The sequence below is a fragment of the Citrobacter sp. MNAZ 1397 genome (genome assembly GCF_023613995.1).
GTDB classification, from domain to species: domain Bacteria; phylum Pseudomonadota; class Gammaproteobacteria; order Enterobacterales; family Enterobacteriaceae; genus Phytobacter; species Phytobacter ursingii.
Window position 1 is genome coordinate 30,279 of the sequence record NZ_JAKIVH010000015.1, and the last position, 26,742, is coordinate 57,020.

25 protein-coding genes are annotated in these 26,742 nt (G+C 49.8%); 13 read left to right on the top strand and 12 right to left on the bottom strand.

Translation table 11 applies throughout. The annotated features are described in order from the left end of the window. The first annotated feature begins 19 nt into the window (after window positions 1-19). Window positions 20-8,602, top strand: coding sequence for a GH36-type glycosyl hydrolase domain-containing protein (locus tag L2097_RS25240; protein WP_250353892.1), 8,583 nt, complete (start codon window positions 20-22; stop codon window positions 8,600-8,602). Window positions 8,603-8,621: 19 nt separating this feature from the next. On the opposite strand, the gene L2097_RS25245 is transcribed toward L2097_RS25240, so the two are convergent. Next, a complete protein-coding gene (locus L2097_RS25245) occupies window positions 8,622-8,855 on the bottom strand; it encodes a YnaE/YdfK family cold shock protein (protein ID WP_045514395.1) in 234 nt (77 codons plus the stop codon). Between the two features lie 831 nt (window positions 8,856-9,686). Between L2097_RS25245 and lpxP the strand changes: the two genes are divergently transcribed. Next, complete coding sequence (gene lpxP / locus L2097_RS25250) at window positions 9,687-10,595, top strand: kdo(2)-lipid IV(A) palmitoleoyltransferase (RefSeq protein WP_250353893.1); 909 nt, start codon at window positions 9,687-9,689, stop codon at window positions 10,593-10,595. A 305-nt stretch (window positions 10,596-10,900) separates the two neighbouring features. Here the strand turns inward: lpxP and L2097_RS25255 are convergent, their stop codons facing one another. The 3 genes from L2097_RS25255 to L2097_RS25265 form a co-directional block, all read right to left on the bottom strand. Then, complete coding sequence (locus L2097_RS25255) at window positions 10,901-11,095, bottom strand: autotransporter adhesin family protein (RefSeq protein WP_250353894.1); 195 nt, start codon at window positions 11,093-11,095, stop codon at window positions 10,901-10,903. A gap of 51 nt (window positions 11,096-11,146) precedes the next feature. After that, window positions 11,147-11,326, bottom strand: coding sequence for an autotransporter adhesin family protein (locus L2097_RS25260; protein ID WP_250353895.1), 180 nt, complete (start codon window positions 11,324-11,326; stop codon window positions 11,147-11,149). 131 nt (window positions 11,327-11,457) lie between these two features. Then, window positions 11,458-11,994, bottom strand: coding sequence for a TetR/AcrR family transcriptional regulator (locus L2097_RS25265; protein WP_085007563.1), 537 nt, complete (start codon window positions 11,992-11,994; stop codon window positions 11,458-11,460). 133 nt (window positions 11,995-12,127) lie between these two features. Here L2097_RS25265 and L2097_RS25270 point away from each other — a divergent pair, with 133 nt between their 5' ends. The 7 genes from L2097_RS25270 to L2097_RS25300 all read left to right on the top strand — a co-directional run bounded on the left by L2097_RS25270 (window position 12,128) and on the right by L2097_RS25300 (window position 18,755). After that, entirely contained in the window at window positions 12,128-13,213 is a 1,086-nt protein-coding gene (locus tag L2097_RS25270; protein WP_284454105.1) for an alkene reductase, read from the top strand. A 74-nt stretch (window positions 13,214-13,287) separates the two neighbouring features. Beyond that, window positions 13,288-14,070, top strand: coding sequence for an SDR family NAD(P)-dependent oxidoreductase (locus L2097_RS25275; RefSeq protein ID WP_250353896.1), 783 nt, complete (start codon window positions 13,288-13,290; stop codon window positions 14,068-14,070). 132 nt (window positions 14,071-14,202) lie between these two features. Then, the gene (locus L2097_RS25280) at window positions 14,203-15,021 is read left to right on the top strand and encodes an oxidoreductase (RefSeq protein WP_250353897.1); all 819 of its coding nucleotides are present in this window, start codon (window positions 14,203-14,205) and stop codon (window positions 15,019-15,021) included. Window positions 15,022-15,023: 2 nt separating this feature from the next. Next, entirely contained in the window at window positions 15,024-15,434 is a 411-nt protein-coding gene (locus L2097_RS25285; RefSeq protein ID WP_142517121.1) for a hypothetical protein, read from the top strand. Next, entirely contained in the window at window positions 15,431-16,450 is a 1,020-nt protein-coding gene (locus L2097_RS25290; protein ID WP_250353898.1) for an NADP-dependent oxidoreductase, read from the top strand. The genes L2097_RS25285 and L2097_RS25290 overlap by 4 nt, the downstream gene beginning before the upstream one ends. A gap of 345 nt (window positions 16,451-16,795) precedes the next feature. After that, the gene (locus tag L2097_RS25295) at window positions 16,796-18,034 is read left to right on the top strand and encodes an IS110 family RNA-guided transposase (RefSeq protein WP_250353899.1); all 1,239 of its coding nucleotides are present in this window, start codon (window positions 16,796-16,798) and stop codon (window positions 18,032-18,034) included. A gap of 160 nt (window positions 18,035-18,194) precedes the next feature. Then, a complete protein-coding gene (locus tag L2097_RS25300; RefSeq protein WP_142516036.1) occupies window positions 18,195-18,755 on the top strand; it encodes a hypothetical protein in 561 nt (186 codons plus the stop codon). Window positions 18,756-18,850: 95 nt separating this feature from the next. Here L2097_RS25300 and L2097_RS25305 read toward each other — a convergent pair whose 3' ends face one another. Further along, window positions 18,851-19,237 carry a contact-dependent growth inhibition system immunity protein gene (locus L2097_RS25305; protein ID WP_142516035.1) on the bottom strand — a complete coding sequence of 129 codons (387 nt, stop codon included), beginning with the start codon at window positions 19,235-19,237 and terminating at the stop codon, window positions 18,851-18,853. Window positions 19,238-19,374: 137 nt separating this feature from the next. On the opposite strand from L2097_RS25305, the gene L2097_RS25310 reads away from it, so the two are divergent. Then, entirely contained in the window at window positions 19,375-19,977 is a 603-nt protein-coding gene (locus L2097_RS25310) for a site-specific integrase (protein ID WP_250353900.1), read from the top strand. A gap of 147 nt (window positions 19,978-20,124) precedes the next feature. Here L2097_RS25310 and L2097_RS25315 read toward each other — a convergent pair whose 3' ends face one another. Both L2097_RS25315 and L2097_RS25320 read right to left on the bottom strand, forming a co-directional pair. After that, window positions 20,125-21,339: a hypothetical protein gene (locus L2097_RS25315; RefSeq protein ID WP_250353901.1), complete on the bottom strand. Its 1,215-nt coding sequence runs from the start codon at window positions 21,337-21,339 to the stop codon at window positions 20,125-20,127. 178 nt (window positions 21,340-21,517) lie between these two features. Then, a complete protein-coding gene (locus L2097_RS25320; protein WP_250353902.1) occupies window positions 21,518-21,703 on the bottom strand; it encodes a helix-turn-helix transcriptional regulator in 186 nt (61 codons plus the stop codon). Between the two features lie 260 nt (window positions 21,704-21,963). Between L2097_RS25320 and L2097_RS25325 the strand changes: the two genes are divergently transcribed. Continuing rightward, a complete protein-coding gene (locus L2097_RS25325) occupies window positions 21,964-22,464 on the top strand; it encodes a hypothetical protein (RefSeq protein ID WP_250353903.1) in 501 nt (166 codons plus the stop codon). A 1-nt stretch (window position 22,465) separates the two neighbouring features. Here the strand turns inward: L2097_RS25325 and L2097_RS25330 are convergent, their stop codons facing one another. The 5 genes from L2097_RS25330 to L2097_RS25350 all read right to left on the bottom strand — a co-directional run bounded on the left by L2097_RS25330 (window position 22,466) and on the right by L2097_RS25350 (window position 25,781). Then, window positions 22,466-23,398: a tyrosine-type recombinase/integrase gene (locus L2097_RS25330; protein ID WP_250353904.1), complete on the bottom strand. Its 933-nt coding sequence runs from the start codon at window positions 23,396-23,398 to the stop codon at window positions 22,466-22,468. A 46-nt stretch (window positions 23,399-23,444) separates the two neighbouring features. After that, the gene (radC, locus tag L2097_RS25335) at window positions 23,445-23,897 is read right to left on the bottom strand and encodes a RadC family protein (RefSeq protein ID WP_250353905.1); all 453 of its coding nucleotides are present in this window, start codon (window positions 23,895-23,897) and stop codon (window positions 23,445-23,447) included. Between the two features lie 2 nt (window positions 23,898-23,899). After that, complete coding sequence (locus L2097_RS25340; protein ID WP_284454107.1) at window positions 23,900-24,361, bottom strand: hypothetical protein; 462 nt, start codon at window positions 24,359-24,361, stop codon at window positions 23,900-23,902. Between the two features lie 120 nt (window positions 24,362-24,481). Beyond that, window positions 24,482-24,901 (bottom strand): DUF2787 family protein, encoded by a 420-nt coding sequence (locus L2097_RS25345; protein ID WP_039079231.1) that lies wholly within the window; start codon window positions 24,899-24,901, stop codon window positions 24,482-24,484. A 412-nt stretch (window positions 24,902-25,313) separates the two neighbouring features. Continuing rightward, the gene (locus L2097_RS25350) at window positions 25,314-25,781 is read right to left on the bottom strand and encodes a hypothetical protein (RefSeq protein ID WP_250353907.1); all 468 of its coding nucleotides are present in this window, start codon (window positions 25,779-25,781) and stop codon (window positions 25,314-25,316) included. Between the two features lie 141 nt (window positions 25,782-25,922). Here L2097_RS25350 and L2097_RS25355 point away from each other — a divergent pair, with 141 nt between their 5' ends. Together L2097_RS25355 and L2097_RS25360 are read left to right on the top strand one after the other, a co-directional pair. Continuing rightward, window positions 25,923-26,192, top strand: a complete 270-nt coding sequence (locus tag L2097_RS25355) for a helix-turn-helix domain-containing protein (protein ID WP_047370581.1) — start codon at window positions 25,923-25,925, stop codon at window positions 26,190-26,192. An 11-nt stretch (window positions 26,193-26,203) separates the two neighbouring features. Beyond that, complete coding sequence (locus L2097_RS25360) at window positions 26,204-26,731, top strand: hypothetical protein (protein ID WP_047370582.1); 528 nt, start codon at window positions 26,204-26,206, stop codon at window positions 26,729-26,731. Window positions 26,732-26,742: the final 11 nt, after the last annotated feature.

Here is a 26,742-nt window from a genome sequence, read left to right on the forward strand (position 1 = left end):
GTCGCATCAGAGCAACGCTATGAAAATGAAACCCTGGGCGTGGTTTGACCGCTCCCGTATTCCGACGAATACCTCCGGACGCGTTATGTTTCCGGCGAACGATCCTGCCGGTGAAAACACTCCACAGCCAGAACTCTTTTCGACCGTACAGATGGAACGCTATGGTCAGAAGCTGGCACGCACGCATAAATTATCGCCGGATAAACCCGCTTACTACCTTCTGAAACGGCTCAGCGACAATGAAACTGTTATCACGCAAAACTGTTACGAGCTCAATGCCGGAAAAAAAACGAGCATTATGCCCGCCGGGGAATGGCTGCTGGACAATTACTACCTGATTGAAGAACAAATCCGCACTGTCCGCCAGCACTTGCCGAAAAGCTTCGGTAAAGGTCTTCCATCGCTGATGTCACCACTGAATTGCCCACGAATTTACAATATTGCATCTGAGGCCATTGCTCACGGTGATGGCCGCTGGGATACCTCCAGCCTGACAAGCTATCTCACAGCCTATCAACAAGTGACACCGTTGACATTGGGTGAAGTCTGGGCCTTACCGGGTATGCTGCGCCTGGCGCTGATTGAAAATCTTCGGCGTATCAGTATGGAAGTGATAAAAGCTCAACAGGACAGAAACCTGGCAGATACGTGGATAACAAGGATTTTCGAATGTGCGGAGAACAAGCCTGGTGATTTAATCATGGTGGTTGCCGATATGGCGCGCTCCCGTCCTCCGTTAACCAGTGCGTTTGTCGCTGAGCTGGTGAGGCGCCTGCAAGGACATGGTAACACGCTGTCGTTACCTCTTACCTGGGTTGATCAGTGCCTCCGGGAACAAGGGCGCACCACTGATTTTCTCATACATGGCTTCAATCAACAGCTTGCCGCCAGCCAGCTATCTGTCAGTAACAGCATCGCGGGTCTGCGATTACTGAGCGAAACGGACTGGGCTGATTTCGCCGAAACGATAAGCGTCGTCGAACAGGCATTACGCAATGATCCTGCAGGTATCTATTCCCGGATGCACTTCAATACCCGGGATCATTACCGCCACGTTGTTGAGCTCCTGTCCAGGGATAGTGGTCTCAGTGAGCCTGAGGTTGCTGAGAGAGTACTGGCACTTTCAGGGGGTAAGGCTTCCGACGAACAGGAACATCACGTAGGGTATTATCTCGCGGGTGAGGGGCGACAGGAGCTGGAGATTCATCTGTTGGCAAACACCTCCTGGCTCATACGTTTGCGCCACAGTTTCAACCGAGTAACCCTGCTGTCATGGCTTGGAAGTCTTGCGTTGTTGACTACCGCAACAACAGCGGCAATATTGCACGAAACTGCCCTGCAGGGTGCAGACTGGCTGCTGATCCCGATAACATTGCCTCTAATTATTGCTCTCACTCAGTTAATGAGTGATTTACTTAGTGACGCAACAACCCGTTTTCGCGTTCCTCGTCCATTGCCAGGCATGGACTTTTCAACCGGCATTCCCGCTGACAGTGCAACCATGATCGTCATCCCTTGCATGCTGACCAGCCACGACAGTTTCAGCAAATTCCTCACCAGTCTGGAAGTCTGCTGGCTGGGGAATGAAAACGAAAATCTCAGGTTTGCTCTGCTCACCGATTTCTCTGATTCTGAGAATGAACCCTCACCGGAAAGTAATGCTCTGCTCAGACAGGCTATTGTCGATACGCAGGCACTTAATCGCCGTTATCCCTCCAACCGCCCACGTTTTTATTTGTTACACCGCCAGCCTGAATGGAACCCCGCAGAAGGAACGTGGATGGGTTATGAACGCAAGCGGGGAAAACTGGCACTGCTGAATAGCTGGTTGCGCCATCCGGGGACACAATTCGTCAGCGTTGCCGATATGCCTGCTCAGCTTTTACCGGGTCATATTAAATACGTCATTACTCTGGACAGTGATACGGTGCTGCCACGCGATACGGCGCACAAACTGGTCGCAACGATGGCGCATCCGCTGAATACGCCAGAGTATGATCCTGCAAGTCAGAGGGTTGTCAAAGGATTCGGCATTCTGCAACCCGGCCTTGCAGAGGAGATACCTCTTAACGGTCAGGGACGTTACGCCGCCATGCGCAGCGGCATACCGGGCACTAATCCCTATTCGATGATGTCTTCGGATATCTATCAGGATCTCTTTGGGGAAGGATCGTTCGTCGGTAAAGGGATTTATGATGTCGATATCTTTGTACAGGCCACTGCCAACACTTGCCCGGAAAATCTGGTTCTCAGCCATGACTTACTTGAAGGGTGCTATGCACGATCGGGGCTACTAAGTGAGGTCTTACTTTACGAACAGTACCCCAATAATTACCTTTCGGACGTCGCGCGTCGTTCACGTTGGATCCGGGGCGACTGGCAATTGCTTAACTGGCTGAAGCCACATGTCAGAAAAACTGATGGAACCCGGGACAAGAACCCGCTGTCCACTCTTTCTTACTGGAAATTACTCGATAATTTGCGTCGCAGTATGGTCGCCCCTTCTTTACTGGTATTGCTGTTCTTTTCCCTGATTTGGGTACCCAATCCATTTTACTGGCTTGGCGTACTGGCACTGATATGGCTGTTACCTACCATCCTCAGCATCGTCCACAACTTTCTGCATAAGCCTCTGCGTCGTCGCCTGAGGCCGTATCTGTTACTGGTGGGGGCAGGCGCGCTGAAGCGTTTGTCAGGCGTCGGCCTTAATTTTGCGATACTGCCGCATGAAGCCGGATATTCGCTCAAGGCGATTGCCGTGACGCTATGGCGACTGGGAGTCAGCAGGCGTCACCTCAGCCAGTGGGTCAGTCACAGTCTGGACAGCAATCAGGACAAACCCTCTGTTGCACGTTTTTATCAGGCGATGTGGCTGAATGTTGCATGTGGCGTGACGCTTACAATACTGACTGGACAATTTGCACCGCCACTACTGTCGATTGCCTTGTCGATCGGTTTGTTATGGTGTCTGGCACCGCTGCTGATGAGCTGGTTGAGTCGCCAGCCTGTGCACAAGGTGTTTTCGCCAAATAAGGAACAAATACAGCTGTTACGCCAGACAAGCCGTGAAATCTGGTCATTTTTTGAGACCTTTGCCACAGAAAAAGAAAACTGGCTTCCGCCTGATAACTACCAGGAAATACCGCAACCGACGGTGGCCCATCGTACTTCTCCTACCAATATTGGCCTTTCCCTTATGGCTAACCTGACAGCCTGGGACTTTGGCTACCTGCCCGGCGGAGAGGTGCTACGACGCGTGTCGCTCACCCTCGACACACTGGATAAAATGGAGCATTACCGGGGCCATCTTTATAACTGGTATGACACCCGTACACTGGCCCCCCTCAGCCCACGCTATGTTTCAAGCGTCGACAGCGGAAACATGGCGGGGCACTTGTTGACACTGCGTGAAGGGCTGTCCGCTATGCGTCATCAGCCCGTTTTAAACACCCAACGGATACTGGCTGGATTGAACGATACGCTGGATATTCTGGAAAAACAGTGGGGTCAGAACCCGCCTGATAGCCTGCGGCTGCTACGCAAACATTGGCTGAGTGCGGTGTCGCTACCTCCGCAGGCGTTTTTCAGCGAGCTGAAAAGAATGCGTACCCAGTGCAACCATTTGACAACGCACTGTCATCAGGGGTCTCCCCTTCAGATGCGCTGGTCAGGGCATCTGGAGCATCAACTGGTTCAGCTTTGCCATGAGTGGTCGCTGCTGCTTGGCTGGCTACCTGCCTCCAGGAACGAACAGCCGCTGCCGACGCTGAGCGAGCTTGCCCGGGCAACATTTTCCGGTAAGGGAACACCTACGGCGTCAGCGGCAGAGCAGGCCCGGATGCGACTGAATATTATCACCGAGCTTGAACAGCGGCTGAATGAGCATGCCCGAATGGATTTCGCCTTTCTGTACAGCGAAGCAACCAGTCTGCTCAGTGTCGGTTATAACTGTGACACGAATACGCCTGATAAGAGCCATTATGATCTGCTGCCCTCTGAAATCCGCCTGACTAGTTTTCTCGCTATTGCGACTAATCAGTTGCCTCTTAAAAGCTGGTACGCGCTGGGGCGGCTGTTTACCACGATTGATAATGAAACGGCCCTGATGTCATGGAGCGGGTCTATGTTTGAATACCTGATGCCGAATCTGGTGATGCCCACCTGGCCAGGCAGTCTGCTTGATGAGATGAGTCAGTCTGCGGTTATGCGCCAGATTCACTGGGGGAAAGAACGCGGGGTACCATGGGGAGTTTCAGAGTCTGGTTATCATGCTTTTGATGTTCAGCGTAATTATCAATATCAGGCATTTGGCGTACCGGGGCTCGGTCTGCGCAGGGGACTTGCGGATGACATGGTTGTCGCCCCGTACGCCACACTGCTGGCGCTGATAGTCTCACCACAGAGAGCCTGTGAGAATCTGTTCAGACTGCAAAAAAATGGCGCCCATGGAGAATACGGTTTTTACGAAGCGCTGGACTATACCCCCTCACGCCTCGCAACCGGTCAGCTCTATGCGGTGGTGCAGTCATGGATGGCACATCACCAGGGCATGGCTTTTCAGGCGCTGGCCCATGTGCTGCTTGGTGCCCCCATGGCTGAGCGATTCATGTCCAGTACAGTTTTCCGGTCAGCGAGTCTGCTCTTACAGGAACGCGTGCCGGATGCGGTCGATCTCTATAGCCCGCGGCGTCATTTTGAATCTCATGAGGGCAGAATGAAACCCGTTCGCTATGAACCCCGGATTTTCAATGGGGTAGACACACCAGCCCCGGATATTCAGTTGCTGTCTAACAGCCATTATCATCTGATGTTGACAGCGGGAGGGGGAGGTTACAGTCGCTGGAATAATATTGCTCTTACGCGCTGGCGCAGTGATACTACGCGCGATAACTGGGGAACATTCTGCTATATCCGCGATATGCAGACGGGCGACGTGTGGAGCAATACCTGGCAGCCGACATGCAATGCCAGCGAACACGACGAGGAAGTGATCTTCACCGATGCGAGCGCTGAATTCAGACGTACCTTCGCTGGACTCAGCGTCAAAACTCAGGTTGTGATCTCCCCTGAGGATGATATTGAGCTGCGACGGCTCACACTGATTCATCGTGGTCGCCAGCCCCGATCCCTGGAGCTGACAACCTATGCCGAAGTGGTACTGGCACCTGATGCCAGCGATCAGGCACACCCGGCATTCAGCAATTTGTTTATTCAGACTGAGCTGAATCCTGAACGTGACGCTATTCTTTGCCACCGGCGCCCGCGCTCACCGGATGAATCGAGTCCCTGCCTGTTTCATATGATGGTGGTGCATGGCGATAACCGTCATAACGTCTCGTTTGAAACGGACAGGGCAAAATTTCTTGGTCGTGGCAGAACTCCCGCTAACGCCCTTGCAATAGAGGGCGGAGGGTCGCTCAGCAACACATCGGGGCCAGTACTGGACCCTATACTGGCGATACGCAACACCATCATTCTGCAGCCGGGGCAGCCGGTCACGATTGATATCATTTATGGTATCAGCGATAACCGCCAGCAGAGTCTGGAGTTGCTGGAGAAATATCGCGACTACCCTATTGCTGATCGAGTCTTTGAACTGGCCTGGTCTCATAGTCTGGTGGTATTACGCCAGATGAACGCCAGTGAAGATGATGCCACCTTGTTTAATCGTCTCGCCAGCGCAGTGCTTTACCCTGTCCAGGAGCTACGCGCCGAAGGTCGGGTGATCAGCCGAAACCGGCGTGGTCAGTCAGGTCTGTGGGGCTGGGCAATTTCAGGTGATCTGCCGATAGTGCTGCTCATTATTACCAGCGAGGAAAGTATCGCCTCCGTTACCACACTGATTCAGGCACACCGGTACTGGAGACAGAAAGGACTGGATGTTGATTTAGTGATCATGAATAACAGCCCCGGGGGCTACCAGCAGGAATTACAAAATCAGATTATGGATTTAATTTATGCCGGGTCTGAGGCCAGTCTGCTGGATAAACCGGGCGGGCTTTTTGTCCGGAATGGCGAGCACCTCTCCGCTGAGGATAAGTTGCTTTTGATGAGCGTGGCCTGTCTTTATCTTGATGACCGCACAGGTGGAATTAATGAGCAGCTTAACCAGCGTATTAATACCCTGAAACCTCCGGTAAGAGCATTCATTCCACATGCTGTGCGGGAGCGTAATCAACATACGGACTGGATTCCCGACATCAGTCAGTTATGCCATTTCAATGGGTACGGTGGATTTTCGCAGGATGGTCGGGAATATCAGATTGTCCTGCGTGAAAATGCGCTGACACCGGCCCCCTGGTCAAACGTACTGGCTAATTCCCATTTTGGCAGCGTGATTTCAGAGGCGGGACAGGCTTACACCTGGTATGAGAATGCACATGAATACCGGTTAACACCGTGGGAGAACGATCCGGTGAGCGATCGCAGCGGCGAGGCGTTTTATCTGCGCGATGAAGAGAGCGGTGAGTGTTGGTCACCGACGGCTTTGCCTGTTCGCGGACACGGTAATTATCTGACTCGTCATGGTTTTGGTTACAGCGTTTTTGCCCATCGTGAGAACGGTATAGACAGCGAGCTGACGGTCCTGGTTGCCGAAGAGGCGCCGGTAAAACTGGCGCTCCTGACGATCAGTAACACTTCGGGACGGACACGTAAACTCTCTGCCACTGGCTATGTTGAGTGGACACTCGGAGAGGCCCGAACGCGTTCAGCTCCTCACATTGTGACACAGGCGGCCAGTATATCTGGCGGCTGCGGGGTACTGGCGAACAATTTTTACGGTGATAACGGTGGTGAGCGTACTGCATTTTTTGCCGTCAGCGGTAATGATTGTTCACTGACAGGCGACCGTCGCGAGTTTATCGGCCGTAATGGTTCTCTGCACGATCCGTCTGCTATGAAATTGCGCAGACTTTCAGGTAAGACGGGAGCAGGGGTGGATCCCTGCGGGGCGGTACAATCGGCGGTCACATTAATTGATGGGGATCAGAGGACATTTATTTTTATCCTCGGCGCAGATGAAAATCACGCACGTGCTCAAGAGAGTCTTGCCCATTATATGAATGAGAATACGGTCCGCCAGGAGCTAAACCGGGTTCACAACCACTGGCACAATGTGCTCGATAAAATCGTGGTTAACACCCCCGACACTTCCGTAAATTTACTGGTTAATGGCTGGCTAATGTATCAGACAGTCGCCTGTCGCCTTATGGCCCGCAGTGGTTACTATCAGTCTGGCGGTGCATTTGGTTTTCGCGATCAGTTGCAGGATACACTGGCACTGAGTCATGCCGATCCGAACCGAATGCGTGAACAGATAATACTTTGTGCATCACGGCAATTTATTGAGGGAGATGTGCAACACTGGTGGCACCCGCCACATGGCAACGGTGTTCGTACCCGCTGTTCTGATGACTACCTGTGGCTTCCACTTGCCGTTTGCCACTATGTGGAAACGACGGGGGATAAGGATGTTCTGGAAATACGTATCCCTTATCTGGAGGGGCGTCCGCTTCTGCCAGGTGAAGAGTCTGTCTATGACACACCGATCATCAGCGATACCGAAGAGACTCTCTGGTTCCACTGCGTCAAAGCGATTCAATATGGTCTGCGGTTCGGAGAGCATGGCCTGCCTCTGATGGGGGCAGGCGACTGGAATGACGGGATGAACCGGGTTGGTATTGAAGGTAAAGGTGAAAGCGTCTGGCTGGGCTTTTTCCTGTACGACATTTTGCAGCGGTTTGCAGCCCTGGCGGAGCGCAGGGAGGATGACACTGTCGCCTCGATATATCGTTCACAGGCCCTGCGCCTGCAAAACAATCTCGAAGCCCACGCCTGGGATGGCGAATGGTACCGGCGCGGGTATTTTGACGATGGTACTCCCCTGGGGTCGAAAGCTTCGCAGGACTGCCGGATTGATGCGATTGCACAGAGCTGGTCTGTATTGTCCGGGGCCGCAAGCCCGGTCCGCTACACACAGGCCATGCAGGCGCTGGATAAGCACCTTGTAGATAACGAAGGAGGATTAATAAAACTGTTAATCCCCCCTTTCGATGGGCATGGTTCTAACCCGGGTTACATTCAGGGATATCTGCCTGGTGTTCGGGAGAACGGAGGGCAGTATACACATGGTGCCATCTGGGCAGTAATGGCATTTGCCCGAATGGGGAATACAGAACGCGCCTGGCAACTCTGGTCAATGCTCAACCCGATCAATCACACGTTGGATGCAGAAGGAGTTGCGGTCTATAAAGCAGAACCCTACGTTATGAGTGCTGATGTCTATAGCGTTGCTCCCCATACCGGACGAGCAGGCTGGAGCTGGTATACCGGTTCCGCAGGCTGGGCCTGGCGTCTTCTGACCGAGGAATTACTGGGAATAAAACGATCCGGTACCGCCTTCACTGTCCATGCTCGGTTGCCGGAGGAGTGGTCATCTTTTGCTATGACATACCAATATGGCGAAAGCCATTATCAGATTAATATTTCGCGCGGTGACGGAGTATATCGGGTCACTCTGGATGGTCACAGTCTGCCTGATGACAGAATTCCTCTGCTGGATGACGGACAAAACCATACAGTGGAAATCATTCAGAACTGACGCGGAATTAAAATGCGCATTAACGCCTGCCGTTAATGCGCTGATTATCCCTGAGAACATCAATCGCGGTCTGCATGGCAACTTTGTCATCCCGTCTTTTTTGCTTGCCCTGCATCACCTGTAAATATTCAAGCAACGTACGGGTGTTAATCGGCCTGCCCTGTTTGCCCACAGCCAGCAGGGCTTCACCAAGGATCATTTTCACTGGCGGCAACTGTGCCGGGTACCAATCAAGTGTATCATCAGATTTCATCATAAATTTCTCATGGAAGGGTATTGTATCATAAAACAGAGATTCAATTTATGATTCAGTTATCAATGGTCGGAATTCAATACAGTCATTTTTATAAAAACACATAATAAATATTATAGTTTACAGACACTCATTTCTTATACGCAAGAACTCAGCCATTTTAAAGAAAAACCTGTTCATGTTGCCTGCCAGACATACACACAGGGCCGCTCAGACAGTGTGGAAATTACGAAAAGAATCGGTTCTGGAATGCCCTGAATGTAATTATGTAGTGCACCAGAATGTTAGTGCATCGGCAGTTGATCAGTCCTTGTAACCGAACGTGACAATACAGGAAGATCAAAAGATTTCTTTTTACTGCAGTTGAAGACGACAGGATAATGAAATGAAACCTCCAGTACTTGTTGAGCAAAATGTCCCTTAGAGTCGCCATCACAGGTAGGTCAACCTTTCTTTATTCACAGAATTCGATTTAATAATGACAAATATGCAATCGCCCCGGAAATTTCTGGGATTTCTTCAAACAAGGCGAGGTTCTCTAGAAAAACGATAGCTAATTTCCCAAAATTCGTTTTCACCCTATTGAATGTGTTGAGAATGACAAACCAACAAGATAATTTGTTGGACGTTAATAATAAAAATATTAATTTTTCGTCAAAAATCATTGGATTAAAAATTTCGCGCAATCTTCCGAATCTCTTAAGAGTAGCGAAAAATTATTTTATTGAATTTAATCCCCCTTAAGCTGTCTAAAAAGATGTGTATCGCTAAAGACGAATTTCTCATTTTTTCCTTATGCGTTACCACCTTCAATTGCCTTAAGGAAAAACCATGTCACAACCATTTACTAACCATTTACTTCATCCACGCTACTGGCTTATATGGACTGGTTTGGGCCTGCTATGGATTATCGTTCAACTTCCTTATCCAATATTACATGTGCTGGGATCTGGTCTTGGAAAAATATCCAGACCCTTTCTGAAACGTCGGGAAGGTATTGCGGTCAGAAATATTGAACTCTGCTTTCCTGAGATGACACCGTTTGTCCGAAGCCAGATGGTTAGTAAAAACTTTGTTTCTCTTGGGCTGGGACTGATTGAAACGGGTATGGCCTGGTTCTGGAGTGATGCAAGAGTCAAAAAATGGTTTGATGTCGAAGGAATTGAAAACCTGACAAATGCAACCAGAGGGGTAATGGTTGTCGGGATTCATTTCATGTCTCTTGAATTATGCGGAAGAGTAATGGGGTTATGTCACCCTATGATGGCGACTTATCGCCCGCACAATAATCCATTGATGGAATGGGTTCAGACAAAAGGACGTATGCGCTCAAATAAGGCAATGATTAATCGACGTAATTTATCTGGCTTTGTTCATGCACTTAAGGCCGGTGAAGCTGTGTGGTTTGCACCTGATCAGGATTATGGGCCTAAGGGTAGCGTTTTCGCTCCCTTTTTCTCCGTAAAAAAAGCAGCCACGACGAATGGAACGTATGCACTGTCAAAACTTGCTTGCGCAGATTTGATCACTCTTAGCATGATCCGACGGAGCGATAAAAAAGGTTATCAGATGTATGTCAGTAATCCTTTACCAGGGTATCCCGAGGGAGACGAGATCGTCGCAGCTGGTTACATGAATAAGATCATCGAAAATGAAATCCTCCGCGCCCCAGAACAATACCTGTGGATGCATCGCCGGTTTAAAACCCGTCCGGAAGGAGAGGCTTCTTTATACGAATAAAAACATCAACTGACTTTTATATATTACTTTTTATTGTCAATGAAATCATTTGTGAAGCCTAAGATGATCAGTTATCCGGCCTGTTTCATATGGGTTATGGCATAATTATCAGTCATGACTCCCCACCTAACCAATTTGGCGTTTATATGTCCGCTGATCGTTCATAGCAGCCAGTCAAGTCCTGTTTTTTACACTCAAAAATAGTACCAGAGTGTGGACGTTATGCACTTTCTTCCAATTATTGCCGATACCCGCTTTATACAAAACTCTCCCAGCTCAGGGAGCGTTTTGGGCCAGTTTTTTTGTCAGAATATGTTCACACTGGCCTGTCCGTTATAACCCTCAACGCCGTTCACGCTGACACTGGGGGTATATCCACCCTGAATACCCTGAGTCACATTCTCCTGAGTCTGGGCTGATACACTGGCCACTAACTCAGCCGAGGTACCGTCCTGTGACGGACTGAACGTGACATTATTCCCCGGGGTTGCCGTACCCATATTCAGGTTACCCTGTGAGCTGAACGTCCGAACCACCGACGGACCTATCCACTAGCTTACCGGCAGTTCACTGACGCTATGCTTCATATCGCGCTCATGGCCCGGAAGTGTGGATGAGCCCTGACCTAAAGCCATTTCAGACTGGTTACCAAAATGCAGAGCGGCATGGACATGCAGCACGTTACCGTGACCAAAATCAACATAACCGCCATCATCATCGCCGTTGAGCATGTTATCGCTAATACCGCTGAAGAACCTCTCATATGCGTATGACTTAATGGCAGCTATCAAAATCCCAAACTAATTTGGGGGCTTTAACTGCATGCAACTCAGTAAGAAAAAATTCATTTCTCCGTGCAACATTAATCCTTACGGAGAAGACGTGTGCGGCACACATTCAGAATTTCATCAGCAAGAGCGGAATTATCCGGGCAGGCTCGGGAGAGCACCAGGGCACCGACAAGATGCGCCATGGTATCGAGCAGGTCTGCACGCGTTTCATGTTCATTTTCTAAAACTGCCAACTGACGTTCAATTCCGGCCGCAAACGTCTCCCTGATTGATTCAGACTGCCGGGCTGTATCAGCACCAAGTGCCGACATCACGCAGCCCTTTCCCATATCATCACGATGGGGTCGGGAGAGGTAGTATTCAATAAATTTTTCCCGGTCCACACCTGCCGTGCTTTCTGCAGAACGCGTAAAACCGCAGTTCATTGCCTCCGCCATCAGATCAGCCTTAGAGCCAAAGTGCTTATAGAAACCGCCGTGGGTTAACCCTGCCGCTGACATCAGTTCCGCCACGCCCACGCCGTCAAAACCGCGTTCACGAAAAAGTTCGGAGGCCGTTTCTACAATGCGAGTCCGGTTTTCCCGAACCTGCTCTTTTGACACTTTCATGCTTTGCTACCCCTCTCAAAAATAGGGTCTAAGTATACATTGATGATGATCATAATCAAACCAGTTGACTTTATAGATTATGATCATCATCATTAAATTGACCGTTGACCCACCACTTAGCAAGAGAATAAACATGACGACATTATTTCAACCTTATGATCTCGGGCCAATCACACTTGCCAATCATATCGTGATGGCACCGCTGACCCGTAACCGGGCCGGAACCGGTCTGGTACCCAGCGAACTGGCGGCGACCTACTATGCCCAGCGCGCAACAGCAGGCTTGTTGATTACTGAGGCCACGCAGATCTCCGCACAGGCACAGGGCTATCAGGATACGCCGGGTATCTATACACAGGCTCAAATCGATGGCTGGCGCAAAGTGACGGATGCGGTGCATGCCAAAGGCGGGCGCATATTTGTACAGTTATGGCACGTGGGACGAATTTCGCATGTCGATTTACAGCCGGGTGGCGCGGCACCAGTCGCCCCGTCCGCCATCCGTGCTGAGACCAAGACCTTTGTGAACAACGGTTTTACGGACGTCTCTGAACCACGTGCGCTCGAGCTGCAGGAAATACCGGGGATTATCGACGATTTCAGAAAAGCTGCCGCCAATTCCATTGTTGCCGGGTTTGACGGCGTTGAGATCCACGGCGCGAATGGGTATCTGCTGGAACAGTTCCTTAAAGACGGCGCTAATCAGCGTACCGATGAGTACGGCGGCTCTGTCGAGAATCGTGCGCGCCTGCTGTTAGAAGTCACTGCTGCCGTCATAGATGAGATCGGTGCCGATCGCACTGGTGTGCGCATTTCACCGGTCTCTCCTGCTAATGCGATTTCATGCAGTGACCCGCAACCTCAATATGACTACCTCGCTGAGCAACTCGATGCATTAGGCATTGTTTATCTCCATGTGGTTGAAGGTGCTACAGGCGGCCCGCGTGATGTAGCACCCTTCGATTACAACTCATTGCGTCGACGCTTTAAAAACACCTGGATCGGCAACAATGGCTATGACCTGGCGCTGGCGTCCACTCAACTTGCGCAAGGCAAAGCCGATCTGTTCGCGTTTGGTCGCCCGTTCATCTCCAATCCGGATCTGGTCGAAAGACTGAAGACGGGCGCGCCTCTGGCCCCACTCAATCCTGAAACACTTTATGGCGGTGGCGCGCAAGGGTACACCGATTATCCGTCGCTTGCCGAGACCAACAAGTAGATCTGTGGTGTCACGGTTCTACATACATCGCGCAGTGCGAATTCTGTTTACACATTAATAACGAAGATCAACTTATGACTAAAGCTACAGTTCTCATTACAGGCGCATCCACGGGTATTGGTGCTGTTTACGCTGAACGGTTTGCCCGCCGGGGCCACGACCTTGTTCTGGTCGCGCGCGACAAAGCGAAGTTAGAGACACTGGCCGAGCGTCTGCGAAAGGAAAATGCCATTTCTGTCGACGTTCTGCCTGCCGACCTCACGCAAACGAGTGATTTGGCCGTGGTCGAAGCCCGTCTGCGTGAAGACACACGGATTGGCATCCTTATCAATAACGCGGGTATCGCGCAGTCGGGTAGTTTTACAGAGCAGACGCCGGAATCGATAGAAAGCCTTATTGCGCTTAACGTCACCGCCCTGACGAAACTTGCCAGTGCCGTGGCACCACGACTGGTAAAAGCCGGAGAGGGCTCGATCGTTAATATCAGTTCCGTCGTAGGCCTCGCCCCGGAATTTGCCATGACGGTTTACGGCGCAACCAAAGCCTTTGTGCTTTTCCTGTCCCAGGGAATGAATGTGGAGCTGTCGTCTAAGGGCATTTATATCCAGGCGGTGCTCCCTGCCGGCACTTACACGGAAATTTGGGACCGTGCGGGTATCGATATCAGTAACTCAGCAAAATTCATGGAAGTGGGCGAGTTGGTGGATGCCGCACTGGTTGGCTTTGATCGCCGTGAGCTCGTCACCATCCCGCCGTTACATAATGCTGCCCGCTGGGACACCCTCGATGCGTCGCGTCAGGCTCTGCTCTCAGACATCAAACAAGATGAAGCCGCTGAACGATATAAAGCACTGTAGTCAATGAGGTGCACTGTGCAGAGCGGTTTTCCGGCTGTTCTGCACAGAAGTAAACCCGATATCAATCCCTTATAGCGTTTCCTCTCAGCAGCGATGAGAAACCTCAAACACATCATGAAGGCCTTATTCAGCATGACAAAAAAACGAGTAGCGTTGGTTACCGGCGCGTCTTCAGGTATTGGCGAAGCGTCGGCAATTAAACTTTTAGCGGCGGGGTATACGGTATATGGCACAAGCCGGCGTGGCGCCCTGGCGGGAAAGCATCCGTTTCCGTTACTGACGCTTGATGTGACAGACGACGCTTCTGTCGGGGCCGCCATTGAGGAGTTGCTGCGTCTGGAGGGGCGGATCGATCTTCTGGTGAATAATGCAGGCTTTGGGATCGCTCCGGCGGCTGCGGAAGAAAGTTCTGTCGAACAGGCCAGGCAGATGTTCGACACTAACTTTTTGGGCATCGTCAGGTTGACCCGGGCGGTGATCCCTCACATGCGCCGCCAGGGCAGTGGACGCATTATTAACATCGGCTCGATACTCGGGGTCGTTCCGTTTCCGTATGTGGCACTTTATGCGGCCAGTAAGTATGCGGTCGAGGGGTATACGGGGGCACTGGATCATGAATTACGCACGCAGGGTATCCGGGTGTCTGTCATCGAACCGGCTTACATGAAAACACAGTTTGAAGCCAATAATATAGAGCCGGATGCCAGGCTTGAAGAGTATGACCTGATCCGGGTGAAGCTGGCGAAAGTGCTTAGCAAGGCAATGGCCGAAGCGGAAAGCCCGGAGGTGGTGGGTGACGTAGTGGTTAAAGCGGCTCAGACTTTACGTCCGAAGGTGCGCTACACGGCGGGAACGCTGGCCGGTAAATTGAATTTTCTCCTCAGGTTCGCGCCAGCCTCATTCATGGATAAGGTCGTGCGCAAAAGTCTTCAGCTGGATGCGAAGGAGTAAAAATGAAATTTTCTCAACTGGCTGTTCTGACTGCAGTGTTGTTTTTCATCCTGGCCACGGTATGGATGTTTTTCCCGGAACAGCTTTTAACACAGTGGGGAATTGAACCAACGCCGGGTACCCGCGTTATTTGTCGCCGCTCGGCCGCATTTTTTGCAGGAATAAGCGTTATGTGTTTCCTGGCCAGAAATGCCGGGCCTTCCCCGACCCGTTATGCGCTGGCCGCGGGTATCAGCACCATATCGATTATTTCAGCTGTGCTGGGCATCGCTGAATGGCGCGAAGGGCATGTCAGCGGACAGATCCTTTTTGCCGTGTTAATCGAGCTGTTTCTGGGCGCCGCCTTTTTACTCAGTAACAGAACCCCTGTGAAAAATGTTACTGGCAAATACCAAAGGATAAAAAACAAATGAAAAGCAGGACGATGAAAGCCTTTACGTTTAAACGCTATGGTAAATCCCCTGACCTGGGATTCGATGACGTGGATTTTCCTTCCCCCGGCGCTGATGAAATCCTGGTGAAGGTACACGCGGTGGGCCTTAACCCGATTGACAACATGATCCCAACCGGAATGTTCAAGCCAGTATTGCATTTTAAACTCCCTGCGACGCTGGGCAGTGATTTGGCCGGGGTCGTCGTTGCAGTGGGGGCTCGTGTGACCCGTTTTATCCCGGGTGACGAAATTTTTGCCAGTATTTTCGATACGGGAACAGGCTCCCTTGCCGAATTTGCACGGGTTCCTGAAAGCGCTGCGGCCCTGAAACCTGCCAATCTGAGTTTCGTCGAGGCGGCTTCGTTGCCGATGGTGAGCCTCACGTCCTGGCAGGCGCTGACAGAACGTGCCGGGCTCAGGCCTGGTCAGAACGTTTTTATACCCGCAGGCTCCGGAGGAATTGGCAGCTTTGCCATCCAGCTGGCGAAGCACCTGGGCGCAAGCGTGGGAACGACAACGAGTACAGAGAATGTCGACTGGGTACGCCGTCTTGGGGCCGATGAGGTGATTGATTATAAAAAGCAGGCGTTCGAAAACGTGCTGAGTGGCTACGATATTGTTCTGGGTACCCTCAGGGGGGATGTGATTGCAAAGTCCACTCAAATTCTTAAACCTGGCGGAAAGATTATTTCTCTCATCGGGCCGTTAGATGTCGCGTTCGCACGGGTCCGGGGATTGAACTTCTTATTGCGTTTTGTGCTCGGGCTGATGAGCCGCAAGATTATACGTCTTACGAAAAAACGGGGCCTGACCTATTCATTTCTCTTTGTTCGACCTGATGGCGCTCAACTAACTCAAATAAGCAAGCTCATTGAAGCGGAACACATTATCCCTGTGATCGACAAGGTATATCCCTTTGCAGTGACAAAGGATGCTCTTGACTATCTTGCCGGGGGACATGCGAAGGGCAAAGTTGTCGTTACGATACAAGAGTGACAACAACTGCTGCTTGCGTCTGCCCACCATAAAAGACAATTGCTAAAGTCTGTTGCCTCAGGAACTAAATCTGCTGCCTCATGGAAGAGGTGCGGCATGTCCGCTGTGTGCCAGATATAGTCATTCACACCCTGAGAGTTACACTTTTAAGTGATTCAGGGTATGCGCTTATTGGTTACGAATATTGTGCCAGAATCATGTGATTTGATGATTGCCGCTTTGCTTTCGAGCCAGTAAGTGCTCCACGTTCGCTAACGAATACTCAGGGCATGCAGAAAAACTGCTGACTATATTTCTTTCGAAGAGCGTGGAATGCATACCAATCCCCGATAAAAGGAGTTGGTGATGACTGCGAAAGATCAGTTTGCTGCTCATGTTGGTCTGGACTGGGCGGATAAAAAACATGATGTCTGCGTTCAGTTTAAAAACGGTGATCGCATATTCCATGTGATTGAACATACGCCTGAGGCGCTTGATATCTGGCTCAATGAGTTACACCAGAGGGTGAAAGGTAGGATTGCTATTGCCATTGAGCTGAAGAAAGGCCCGGTAGTGTATGCCCTCCAGAAGTACCCATTTGTCACCGTTTTTCTAATACACGCCTTGTCACTGGCCCGCTACCGACAGGCTTTCTGGCCCAGCGGTGCGAAGGATGATCCGCAGGATGCTGAGCTGGCATTAGACCTGATGCTACGTTATCCCCACAAGATAAAAGCCATTGAAGCCGACAATCCGGATATCCAATTACTCCAGCAATTAGTTGAGCAGCGCAGACTGCTGGTCGAAGACAAGCGTCGTTTTGTTAATCGGCTCATCAACACACTTAAGCAGTATTACCCCCTGCCCCTGGAATGGTTCTCTCATCGGGACAGCTCACTGTTCTGCGAGCTAATCATTCGCTGGCCGAGCCTGCAACAACTCAAACGGGCTCGCAGCGATACTGTCCGTCATTTTATGAACGCTAAAGGTGGTCCTGCTGTTGCATATACCGAACAGCGGGTTGCAAGTATTGCCAGCGCTATTCCCCTGACCACAGATAAAACTGTCATCGAGGCAAATGCATTGATGGCAACAGCACTTGCATCCCAAATCAAACTGGCAGGCGACCTAATCAGAACCTACGACGAACGTATTGAATCCTTATTCGATACGCTTCCGGATGCAGAACTGTTCAAATCACTCCCTGGAATGGGACCGTGTATGGGCCCACGGATGCTTGCCGCACTGGGTGATAACCGCGACCGCTTCAACAGCGCAGAAGAAATTCAAAACTACGCTGGCATCGCACCAGTAACCGAGCGAAGTGGTCAAAAATCTTGGGTACACTGGCGTTGGCAGTGCGCGAAGTTCGTCCGACAGACATTCGTGGAATGGACTGCGAAGACGGTTAACTCATCGTACTGGGCCAGACTTTATTACCAGGGCCAGCGAGAAAAAGGGAAATCGCATCAATCAGCTATCCGGGCTCTGGCGTTTAAATGGATAAGGATCATTTACCGTTGTTGGAAGACCAAAACCCGGTACGACGAAGCGAAATACTTGCTGGCACTGGAAGCGCGAAAGTCGCCCTTACTGAAGCCATAAAAAGCTTGTCGAATGTCTCAGGGCGTGAAGCGGACGTTGCTAACTTCGGAATGACTAATCTGCGGTGCTGGTAAGTGCAATATGACAACATATGTTGCTGTCATGACCTCAGCTTGTAAAGTAGTATGTATACTTCTGCATTATACACTCGGAATACTCAATGACATTACAAGCGACCTATCTTGAACAGGCCACGCCCGGCGATGAAACGGAAGGTGTTCCGATCATAGACGTCAATCCTTTTGGCTCTAAGGGAGAAAAAGATCGGCGATTGCTAATTAGTAACGACGGTGAGCCCCTTCTGATTTTACAGTTATATATACGTGCAGATGAGTATGGCTGGCTTATTTCCAGCGCCTTTTCTGAGTTTCTCCTGAATGAATCTCACATGGCTATTATTTGTGGCGACCATTTTCATGTTTTTGACATGGCCACACACATGTTCATAAGCCATCCACTAGATGATTACGTTGGACATATTTATTCAGTTCCTGACATCTATGCAGACAAGCTACATGACCGGGTTCTGGTCGCCACTTACTGCCACGTTTTTCTAATGGATATTGCAGCGGGCGTTATCTGGAAATCCAGGCAGTGTGCCATAGATGGTGTAATCATAACATCAATAGAGAATGATACAGTGCTTGGACAGGGAGAGTGGGACCCGCCGGGAGGCTGGGAACCTTTTAAGCTCGACCTTAAAACGGGTATCCTGATTTGAAGAAGTAATTACCCCCACAGTAATTGCCAGAAGTAGATTTTGCTAACATTGTAATATCTTAATTTTGGATGAATTTTTCTCAATTCTTAAAAATATCAATTGCGAGCAAGCGCTGATATTTTTTCAATAGATTTAATTGATTGGCTGTCAAGATTATGCTTATCCAACTGACTCAAATAGGCGCTAATCCGCTTCAAAATCGCCATTATCGAAGGGGACTGTGCTTCAGCCAGCATCGAAATATCGTAAAGAAGTTGTCCGTCATAATCTCCAGCTAAAGGATCTTCGTTTAAAAAAACCTCAGCCCTTGGTAAAACATACTCCAAAAAGACATCCTGTCTGATTGATCGGGATATGTCAAAAATACTGAGTTCATCGATTGGTATATCCAAAATAGAATAAAACCACTCATCCAAAGATGAACGGTTAGTAGGCTTATAGTCAATGTGTTGGGCCTTTAAAATAGCACCGAACGTCGTCATCAACAGTCTCTTTTTGTAGTGTATGTGGATGAGCATATAATACTCACCACATACGTTCAATTCGAAAACTAAAGATCCGCTTCTCGCTCATAAGGGACAACCATACTCAAATCTCCAACATTGCAGGAGATTTGAGTATGATCATGTCACCGTGGAACAAAGACCGTATCATAGGCCAAAAAAGACCACTTCAGATATCTCATATCTGGGGGATCCGAATCCGGCTTGAACTGGAAGGTAAAACGCGTGATTTAGCTCTGTTCAACATGGCCTTAGACAGTAAGCTACGAGGCTGTGATCTGGTGAACCTCAAAGTATCTGATGTTGCATATGGTAGCTCGGTTTCAAGCAGAGCAACGGTGCTGCAACAGAAAACCGGTAGCCCTGTGCAATTTGAGATAACCAAAGGGACAAGAGAAGCTGTTGCTGCATTGATAAAGCTTGGCAATTTGCACAGTAAAGACTTCTTGTTTCGGTCTCGGATCGGAACTAACCGGCACATATCAACCCGGCAATACAGCCGAATTTTTCATGGGTGGGTAGAAAAGCTTGGTCTCGAAGCTTCGCTTTACAGCACACACTCCATGCGAAGAACAAAACCTTACCTGATCTACAAGAAAACCAAAAATCTTCGGGTGATCCAACTTCTGTTGGGCCATAGGAAACTGGAAAGCACAGTCCGTTATCTGGGCATTGAAGTCGATGATGCGTTAGAGATCTCTGAATCGATTGAAGTCTAAGGTTGTCAGGGCTGCAACAGCAGTCCTGTGCCAGAAGCAGACATTTAGTGGTTCTAAAAGCTCTCATAGCGTGGCCAAATTTTATCGACCACTACATTCCGGTAATCCATTATATGATGGCAGCCATACGACCGCCATCATACCAGTTCAACCCCGACGTTTACGCTTCGGACGTACCTGTTCGCGCCTTGTTAATCGCCGGGAATTACGCTTTCTACTCGGCTTCGACTCAACGAACTGGCTTACAGCCATCTCCTTCTTCGTTGCTTTCTCTGGCTTCAACTTTGCGATTATCTCACCCAGTGCAGCCACACAAGAGGACCAATACGCCCAGACTTCACCCTTGTTGAATAGCTCCGTTTCATTCGTCACTAGTGCCCTTTTCAACCGGCGTGACATACGGCTGTTTACATCACCCATGGCGTGCTTAGCCCAGGCTTTGGCGCTGTTACTCTTTGGCCGCGATGACTCAATGAAGTCATTAACCAGAACCGATTTAAGCCTTCCTTTATAAACCACAATGCGCCCGAACGGGTTTTTCAGTTCAGCGAGCTTCGCCAGCATGACCGACCATGAACCAGCACGCCGACCTGGCATGATACGCGCTTCTATGCGCAGAAAACTTTCAAACTCCTCCTGGTAGATCTCAATAAACTGTTCCTGCCTGGCCTTGCCGTCCTTTAATACAACCTCACTACGCTGGTTAAAACCCAGCGAATTCAGCACACCTGCATATACCTTCTCATAAAGGTTAAACCGTAGCTCAGACCGCTTCCCGCCTAAGTTCAGACCAGGTAACCCCTTAAAATTAATGTGGTCCTTGAAGGCAGATATTCCCTTTAAATCCCAGACATAGTCATTGAGTTTGCAACCATATACATCCAGAGCGACATCAATGCGGGTTACCCAAGACCTCGCTAACAGACGGTAGAAAATGGCACCGAATCGGTCGCTCAGCCATCCCAGCATGTGATCCATCGCTTTTGCATCCATATGTTGCGGCCGGAACTCGAAGCGTATCCCACCTGTATTGGCGCGGCGAGGTCCCCAGTTGATGTGCAGAAGCATGGGTGAGTCATCATCCTTCCGATATACTGACAGCCCATATTTATAGGGATGAGGCTTACCTGCTTTATTCTGCGTTGATTTGCGTTCAACACGATACTGCTTCCATTTCCTCCCAAGAATGCGCTCAAGCTTCTGCAAGAACTCCTCTTTCTCTTCCTCACTATGGAAGCGAGAAACTGATGTAATACCATCAGCTCGCATTGTCATCCGGTGCCCATAGTTACTACAGCAGATTTCAGTTGATATGTTGAGCTCAACATTCTTCTTGTTAAGCCAGTTATTATTCAGAGTCATTGTTGTTCCTCTCAGGCATTAACCTGGTGGGGAACAGAGAGCAATAGCTTCCCGTACAGTTATTGTTGATAACTGTTCTTTACTGTTGGTTTAATTAACCCAGCGTCAATGTTGGCTGATATGTTCTCTGTTCATGCTTTTAAGTGCGCTTATAACGTGCTGTTAGACGCATATATATTTACTGAACACGCTGACGGTCAGCCAGCCACTGGTTAACTTCGTGCTCGTAGAAACCTACCGAACGGATACCCAACCGGACCTGCCGTGGAAATTCGTTACGCTGGAGCATTCTGTAGAGCGACGCCCGACTAATGGCACAACGCTCAAGAACTTCCGGGACTTTGAGGATTCGAATAGTAGCCATAACACACCTATTTTCAGTCGACATCACCTGATGCCGAAGGTGCTTTTACAACCACGCAATTTATTGATTTTTATGTTAATAATTTTCAAAAAAACTGACAGTCAGTATTTTTAATTGACAACATTGACTGTCAGTAAGTAACATGCAATTCAAACGAAGATACTGACAGTCAGTTCACCAAGAAAAACTGACTGTCATGTTAAAAACCTGATTGTTCCAAACCAAAACTGACGGTCAGTAATGATGAGAAGGATGTTTTCATGCCCAACATTGACAGACGTACATTAACCCCAAAAGAACTTACTGCGCTGAGAGAGAAGGAACGCGAGTACAAAAAAAACAGCAGGAAAAAAAGCGGTTCACTTGAGATTCCTGTTAGCAAAGAAATGTTGTCAATGATAGAAAAAATAAGTAAAACGCTTACCCTCCCCCCACCCGCATCTTCAACACCTGGCCGGATGGCGACAATATCCCATGTGTTCGAATATTTGCTTAAAAAAGAAACCGGGTCTGAGTTCTACCAAATTAAAAAAATCGCTCCTAAAAGGCTTTTTCGCCTGCACAATACAGTGTGGTATCTGAAAAATATTAAGGGCATGAACGAAGAGGGAATTGCCGAACTCATGACTGAAAAAGAGGAATTAACGCCAAAAGCAGTTTTTGAGGGGAGTAAGGAGCGGACATGGTCTGAGAAAACTGTAAAGCCTCTACTGGATAAGCAGAAAGTTTACGACAAAATCCATAAGCTGAATGAAGAGTGATTCACCAGCACCGGATGTTCCTGCTGGCGTTCATTTTCATACCCTCTTCACGATAGTCATAACGGGTAGTCGTGGATATGTCGCTATGGCCTGCCAACTGGCGTACCGTGTTAATATCCACACCCTGCTCTAACAAGCGTGTAATGAAAGTCCTGCGCATATCGTGAGGAGTAAAACGCGCTATGGCTGCGCCCTGCTGTAACTGCTCTAGGATGCCGGTTAAACCGGTCGTTGTCAGCGGCTGGCTGGCAACCCTGCCGTTGCGCTGAATGCGGTTAAATAATGCATCCCCGTCCTCTTTCACGCCACTGGCTTTAATCCATGCGCTGATGGCTTTATCTACCGCTGCCGCAACGTGTATCTCACGGTATTTACGCCCCTTCCCCTGCCTCACTGTAAGGATGCCATTGTCATAGTCCCGGCATTCAAGGCTGACCAGTTCCCCGGCCCGCAAACCTGCACCGCAAAGGGTCATTACAATGGCGGCATCACGACAGCAGCGGATACGCTGCGGATGCCGTTTAGCGGCCTGAACGAGTGCACGAACCTCCTCCCGGCTGAGTGCCCTGCCCTTGCGCTGGTTATCGCCATTGACGCGCTTAACTGCCCGGATACGGGCAAGGGTGTCCGCCTCCAGGCAATTTAGGTTAAAGGCCGTCTGCGCAATGCCCCGGAGTGCTGACAGTGCCATGTTGACCGACGACACGGCGTAACCGTCATCCAGCAGTGCCGCACGTACTTTAGCGACGGCAGCGAAGCTAAGTTGCTCCCACGGGTAGCTGGCAGCATCCGCACCGCGTTTGATTATACTGGCGCTGCGGTTTAACAGGCTGGTGATACCCCGCCGCCCCGACGGGGCAAGACCGCTGATATAGGCATCCAGCACGGTGGTTTCCACCACCGGCGCGATCTGGCGCAGTGCAGCCCTTCTCATGCGTTTAACCTGCTATAACATGTATTAAACCAGGTAACTGTCTGCATCACACCAGCCCTCGTTCAGCCAGTGACACCGTCTCCGTCCCGGCCACAATAAAGTGGTCCAGCAAGCGCACATCCAGCATTTGCAGTAGCTCCTGCAGCCGTTTCGTTATCTGAATATCGCACTTGCTGGGTTCAGCCTCGCCGCTGGGGTGGTTATGCACAAGGATGACAGCGGCGGCGTTATGTCTGAGTACCCGCTTGATTACCTCACGGGGATGAACGCTGACCGTATTTAACGAGCCCCTGAACAGCATTTCGCGATGCAGAAACTGGTGCTGGTTATCGAGCAGGATGATGCCAAACTCCTCATGCTCCAGCAGAGCCATTTCATACATCACGCACTGTCGTACATCATCAGGAGAGCAAAGCTGAACGCCACGCTGGTAACACCGGCTGATAATGTCACGGGCCTGGTCCAGGATGCGGGTCTCACGCAGGGTAAACGTCGTCATGTTCAGAACTCCCGTTCAATGAAGTAAATGGCTTCGGGAAACAACTGGCGGCGGGCCGCGCCAGCACGTAAGGAGAAGGCCTTGCGGGGCATGGAGGTTCGCCCGTTGCTGTCGAAGAACCAGAGCGTTTCTTCGTCCATTCTGGTGATAAGGGACCAGTGAAACTGGTCGCTGAGCATAATCAGGCGGGAGTGGTCTGTTACCGCCAGGAACCGCCTCATTTCACTGAAAACCCGCCCCTCCACAAGACCGCGACTTCCGCCGAAAGGTTTGCTGATTTGGACCGGAAACTGGCGGTGGTAGTGGCCTTTCCGGAGTACCTGCGCAATCAGCCAGTCGAGACGGTTTTCATCTATCCCTTGGGTCAGCCACTCATGCAAAGGCCAGCGTTGCTGATAGGCCTGAAGAAGTCGGTTCATGAGTGGTTTTCGCTTCACCCGACCGTCATAAAGCCAGCTCAGCATATTCACCACACAGTACGCGCCGCAAAGAGAGTCAAGCTCTCCCTGTACAGACGCGTGTATCCCTCTGTTAGCAGTCACAGATAATGTCTCCATCAATAATTAGCTGTCAGTGTGGCGGGATTAGCTTTCCCACATCACGGTGAGCGTGTAGATATTCAGGAAATGGTAATGAACGAAATTTCTCTGCCAGAGTGCAAAAATGTCGCGCCCTTCCCCTGGGGGTAAATCACCGGCATAGGACAGGAAGACATAGCGCTGGCTCCAGCTGATATCGATTTCCTTTTCCAACTCCGGGTCTGTTCCCATATATTTGAAGTCAGTGATGTAATCGAAATACCATTCATCGTTGCGGGAAATAAGCCTTATTTCGACCGGATGAAACCCACCATTTTCAGCGCTGTAATTGATATCCTTGAACAGCAATGTGACAGCACGAATATTCGGTTTAACTGGCGGCTTTTTACTGAGTTCAGCCAGTATAATATTAATGAGTTCCTGACTTACGGGCATGGACAGCCCTTCCTGACGGATAATATTCATTGTATTTATTCCGGTAAATATACGTTTGGGTTGATGACACAAACCACTAATTAACCCTAACCCGTACTGACTATTCAGACGATGGACGTCCTACCGCCAGAAGGGATATAAAATGAAACGCTAAGTTAGCTATTAGTTTATGCATCAGTTACTGAATAATATGACACTATCCAGTAATGACATTTTACCAGGAATATGCTTGCAAAGCAAATAATTTCACCAAGAAACTAATTTCCCAATATTAATATGCTAACCCAAAATTTATTTCTAAAGAAGAATGGCATACTGATTTACCTCCATGGCAGGTGGACAGGGTTCCGGGGTGGTTCCTCCTGCCTGCCGTGGTGGGAAATAAAGGTAACCAGTTAAAGTTATTTATTATCGGGCGGCTATACCGGCATAGTAAATAAGCTCATTGCTGGTCTTTGAATTGCTCAAGCAAGCGCTCCCGCTCTTCCTGGGGAAGTTTCATTATTTGTTCAGCCAGGAGGGATACATCCTGATGCTGGCTGGCCAAATCTTTGGTCACCTGCTTTAAAGCCTGCTCCATCAGCAATGCACGTGACGCTGGTGACATGTTACGGAAAAGCTGAACCCACAGACTCAGCTGTTTATCAGCGCCTGCAACGCTGAATGCGTCATCCTTGGCCCTGCTTCGTTCGTTTTCAAGCGACATCGCAGCAGCACTTATATGATAAACCACACCTTTGCCGACATTTCGCTTACGCCGGATTTCCGGGTGGAGCTCTGCCAGCTTTTCAAGGCGCATTCTTGCTCCCCTTGCAGTGCCCGGCATCCCTTCAACGCGCGTAAATTCTTCAGCCGTCAGCCAGTCTCTGGGTTCATCTGCAACCGTGGAAGGTAAGGTTTTTTTATCCATATTAGCCTTTGCGTTACCCATCTAAATTATTACAGATATCAATGCGTTAATTCAAAAACCACAAAAAGATAATAAAAATACTTGAAAGGTATCTTTTGTTTGCATTTAATATCCATGTACTGATTCCATGGAGTTAATACAGTGCGTAACTCAACAGCATCGCAGAAAAACCGGGGCAACGGAAGTTCCGGGAACTGGCATCGTGCCGATATTGTGGCGGCGCTGCATAAACGCGGGCTTACTCTTGCAGCCCTTTCACGCAGCCATGGACTCGCTCCCCGCACACTGAACAATGCTCTGGAGCGCCATTACCCTCGTGCGGAACGCATTATCGCAGATGCTCTGGAAACTACGCCGGAGAGCCTATGGCCGGAACGATATGCCCTTAAGTCAGCGCGGCAAAGCAAGTAAGGAAGACAAGAATGGCGACGACCATTACAGAAATAACGGAATGTTTTGAGTATTTTTTCAGTTCCCTTTACCGGCGTGAATTTGTGAAAACGCTGCGTCTGAATGAATGTAGCGAGCGGGAACTACTGCCATTAGTACGTTGCTATTTACTGGGTTGGTTTGCGGATAACGTCTCGCCAGAAGTCAAAAGCAGATTACCAGGAACGGTATCCGGACATGGTTTCATTGACTTTGTGATTGACGATGTGGCTGTTGAGTTTGCAGTCCGTAAGCCAACAGCAGCTCGTTCCAATGTCTCCGCAACCGTAAACAGCACGGAAGTGAAGAAGCTGATGAAGCACGACGGCAAAGCCCTGCTTGTACTGTTTGACTTCTCTGACACGCCCTATTCAGAAGAACAGATCGAATCTTTCCGTAACTGGCCTTCCCTGGGTCGGGGAAATCACCGTAAATCAGCTTTCAACGTAGTGTATTTCTTTGTGGAAAAACGCAGACCGCTGGCACTGGGGAAAATCACCAAAAACATTCGTATCAGCTAACAGGATATTCA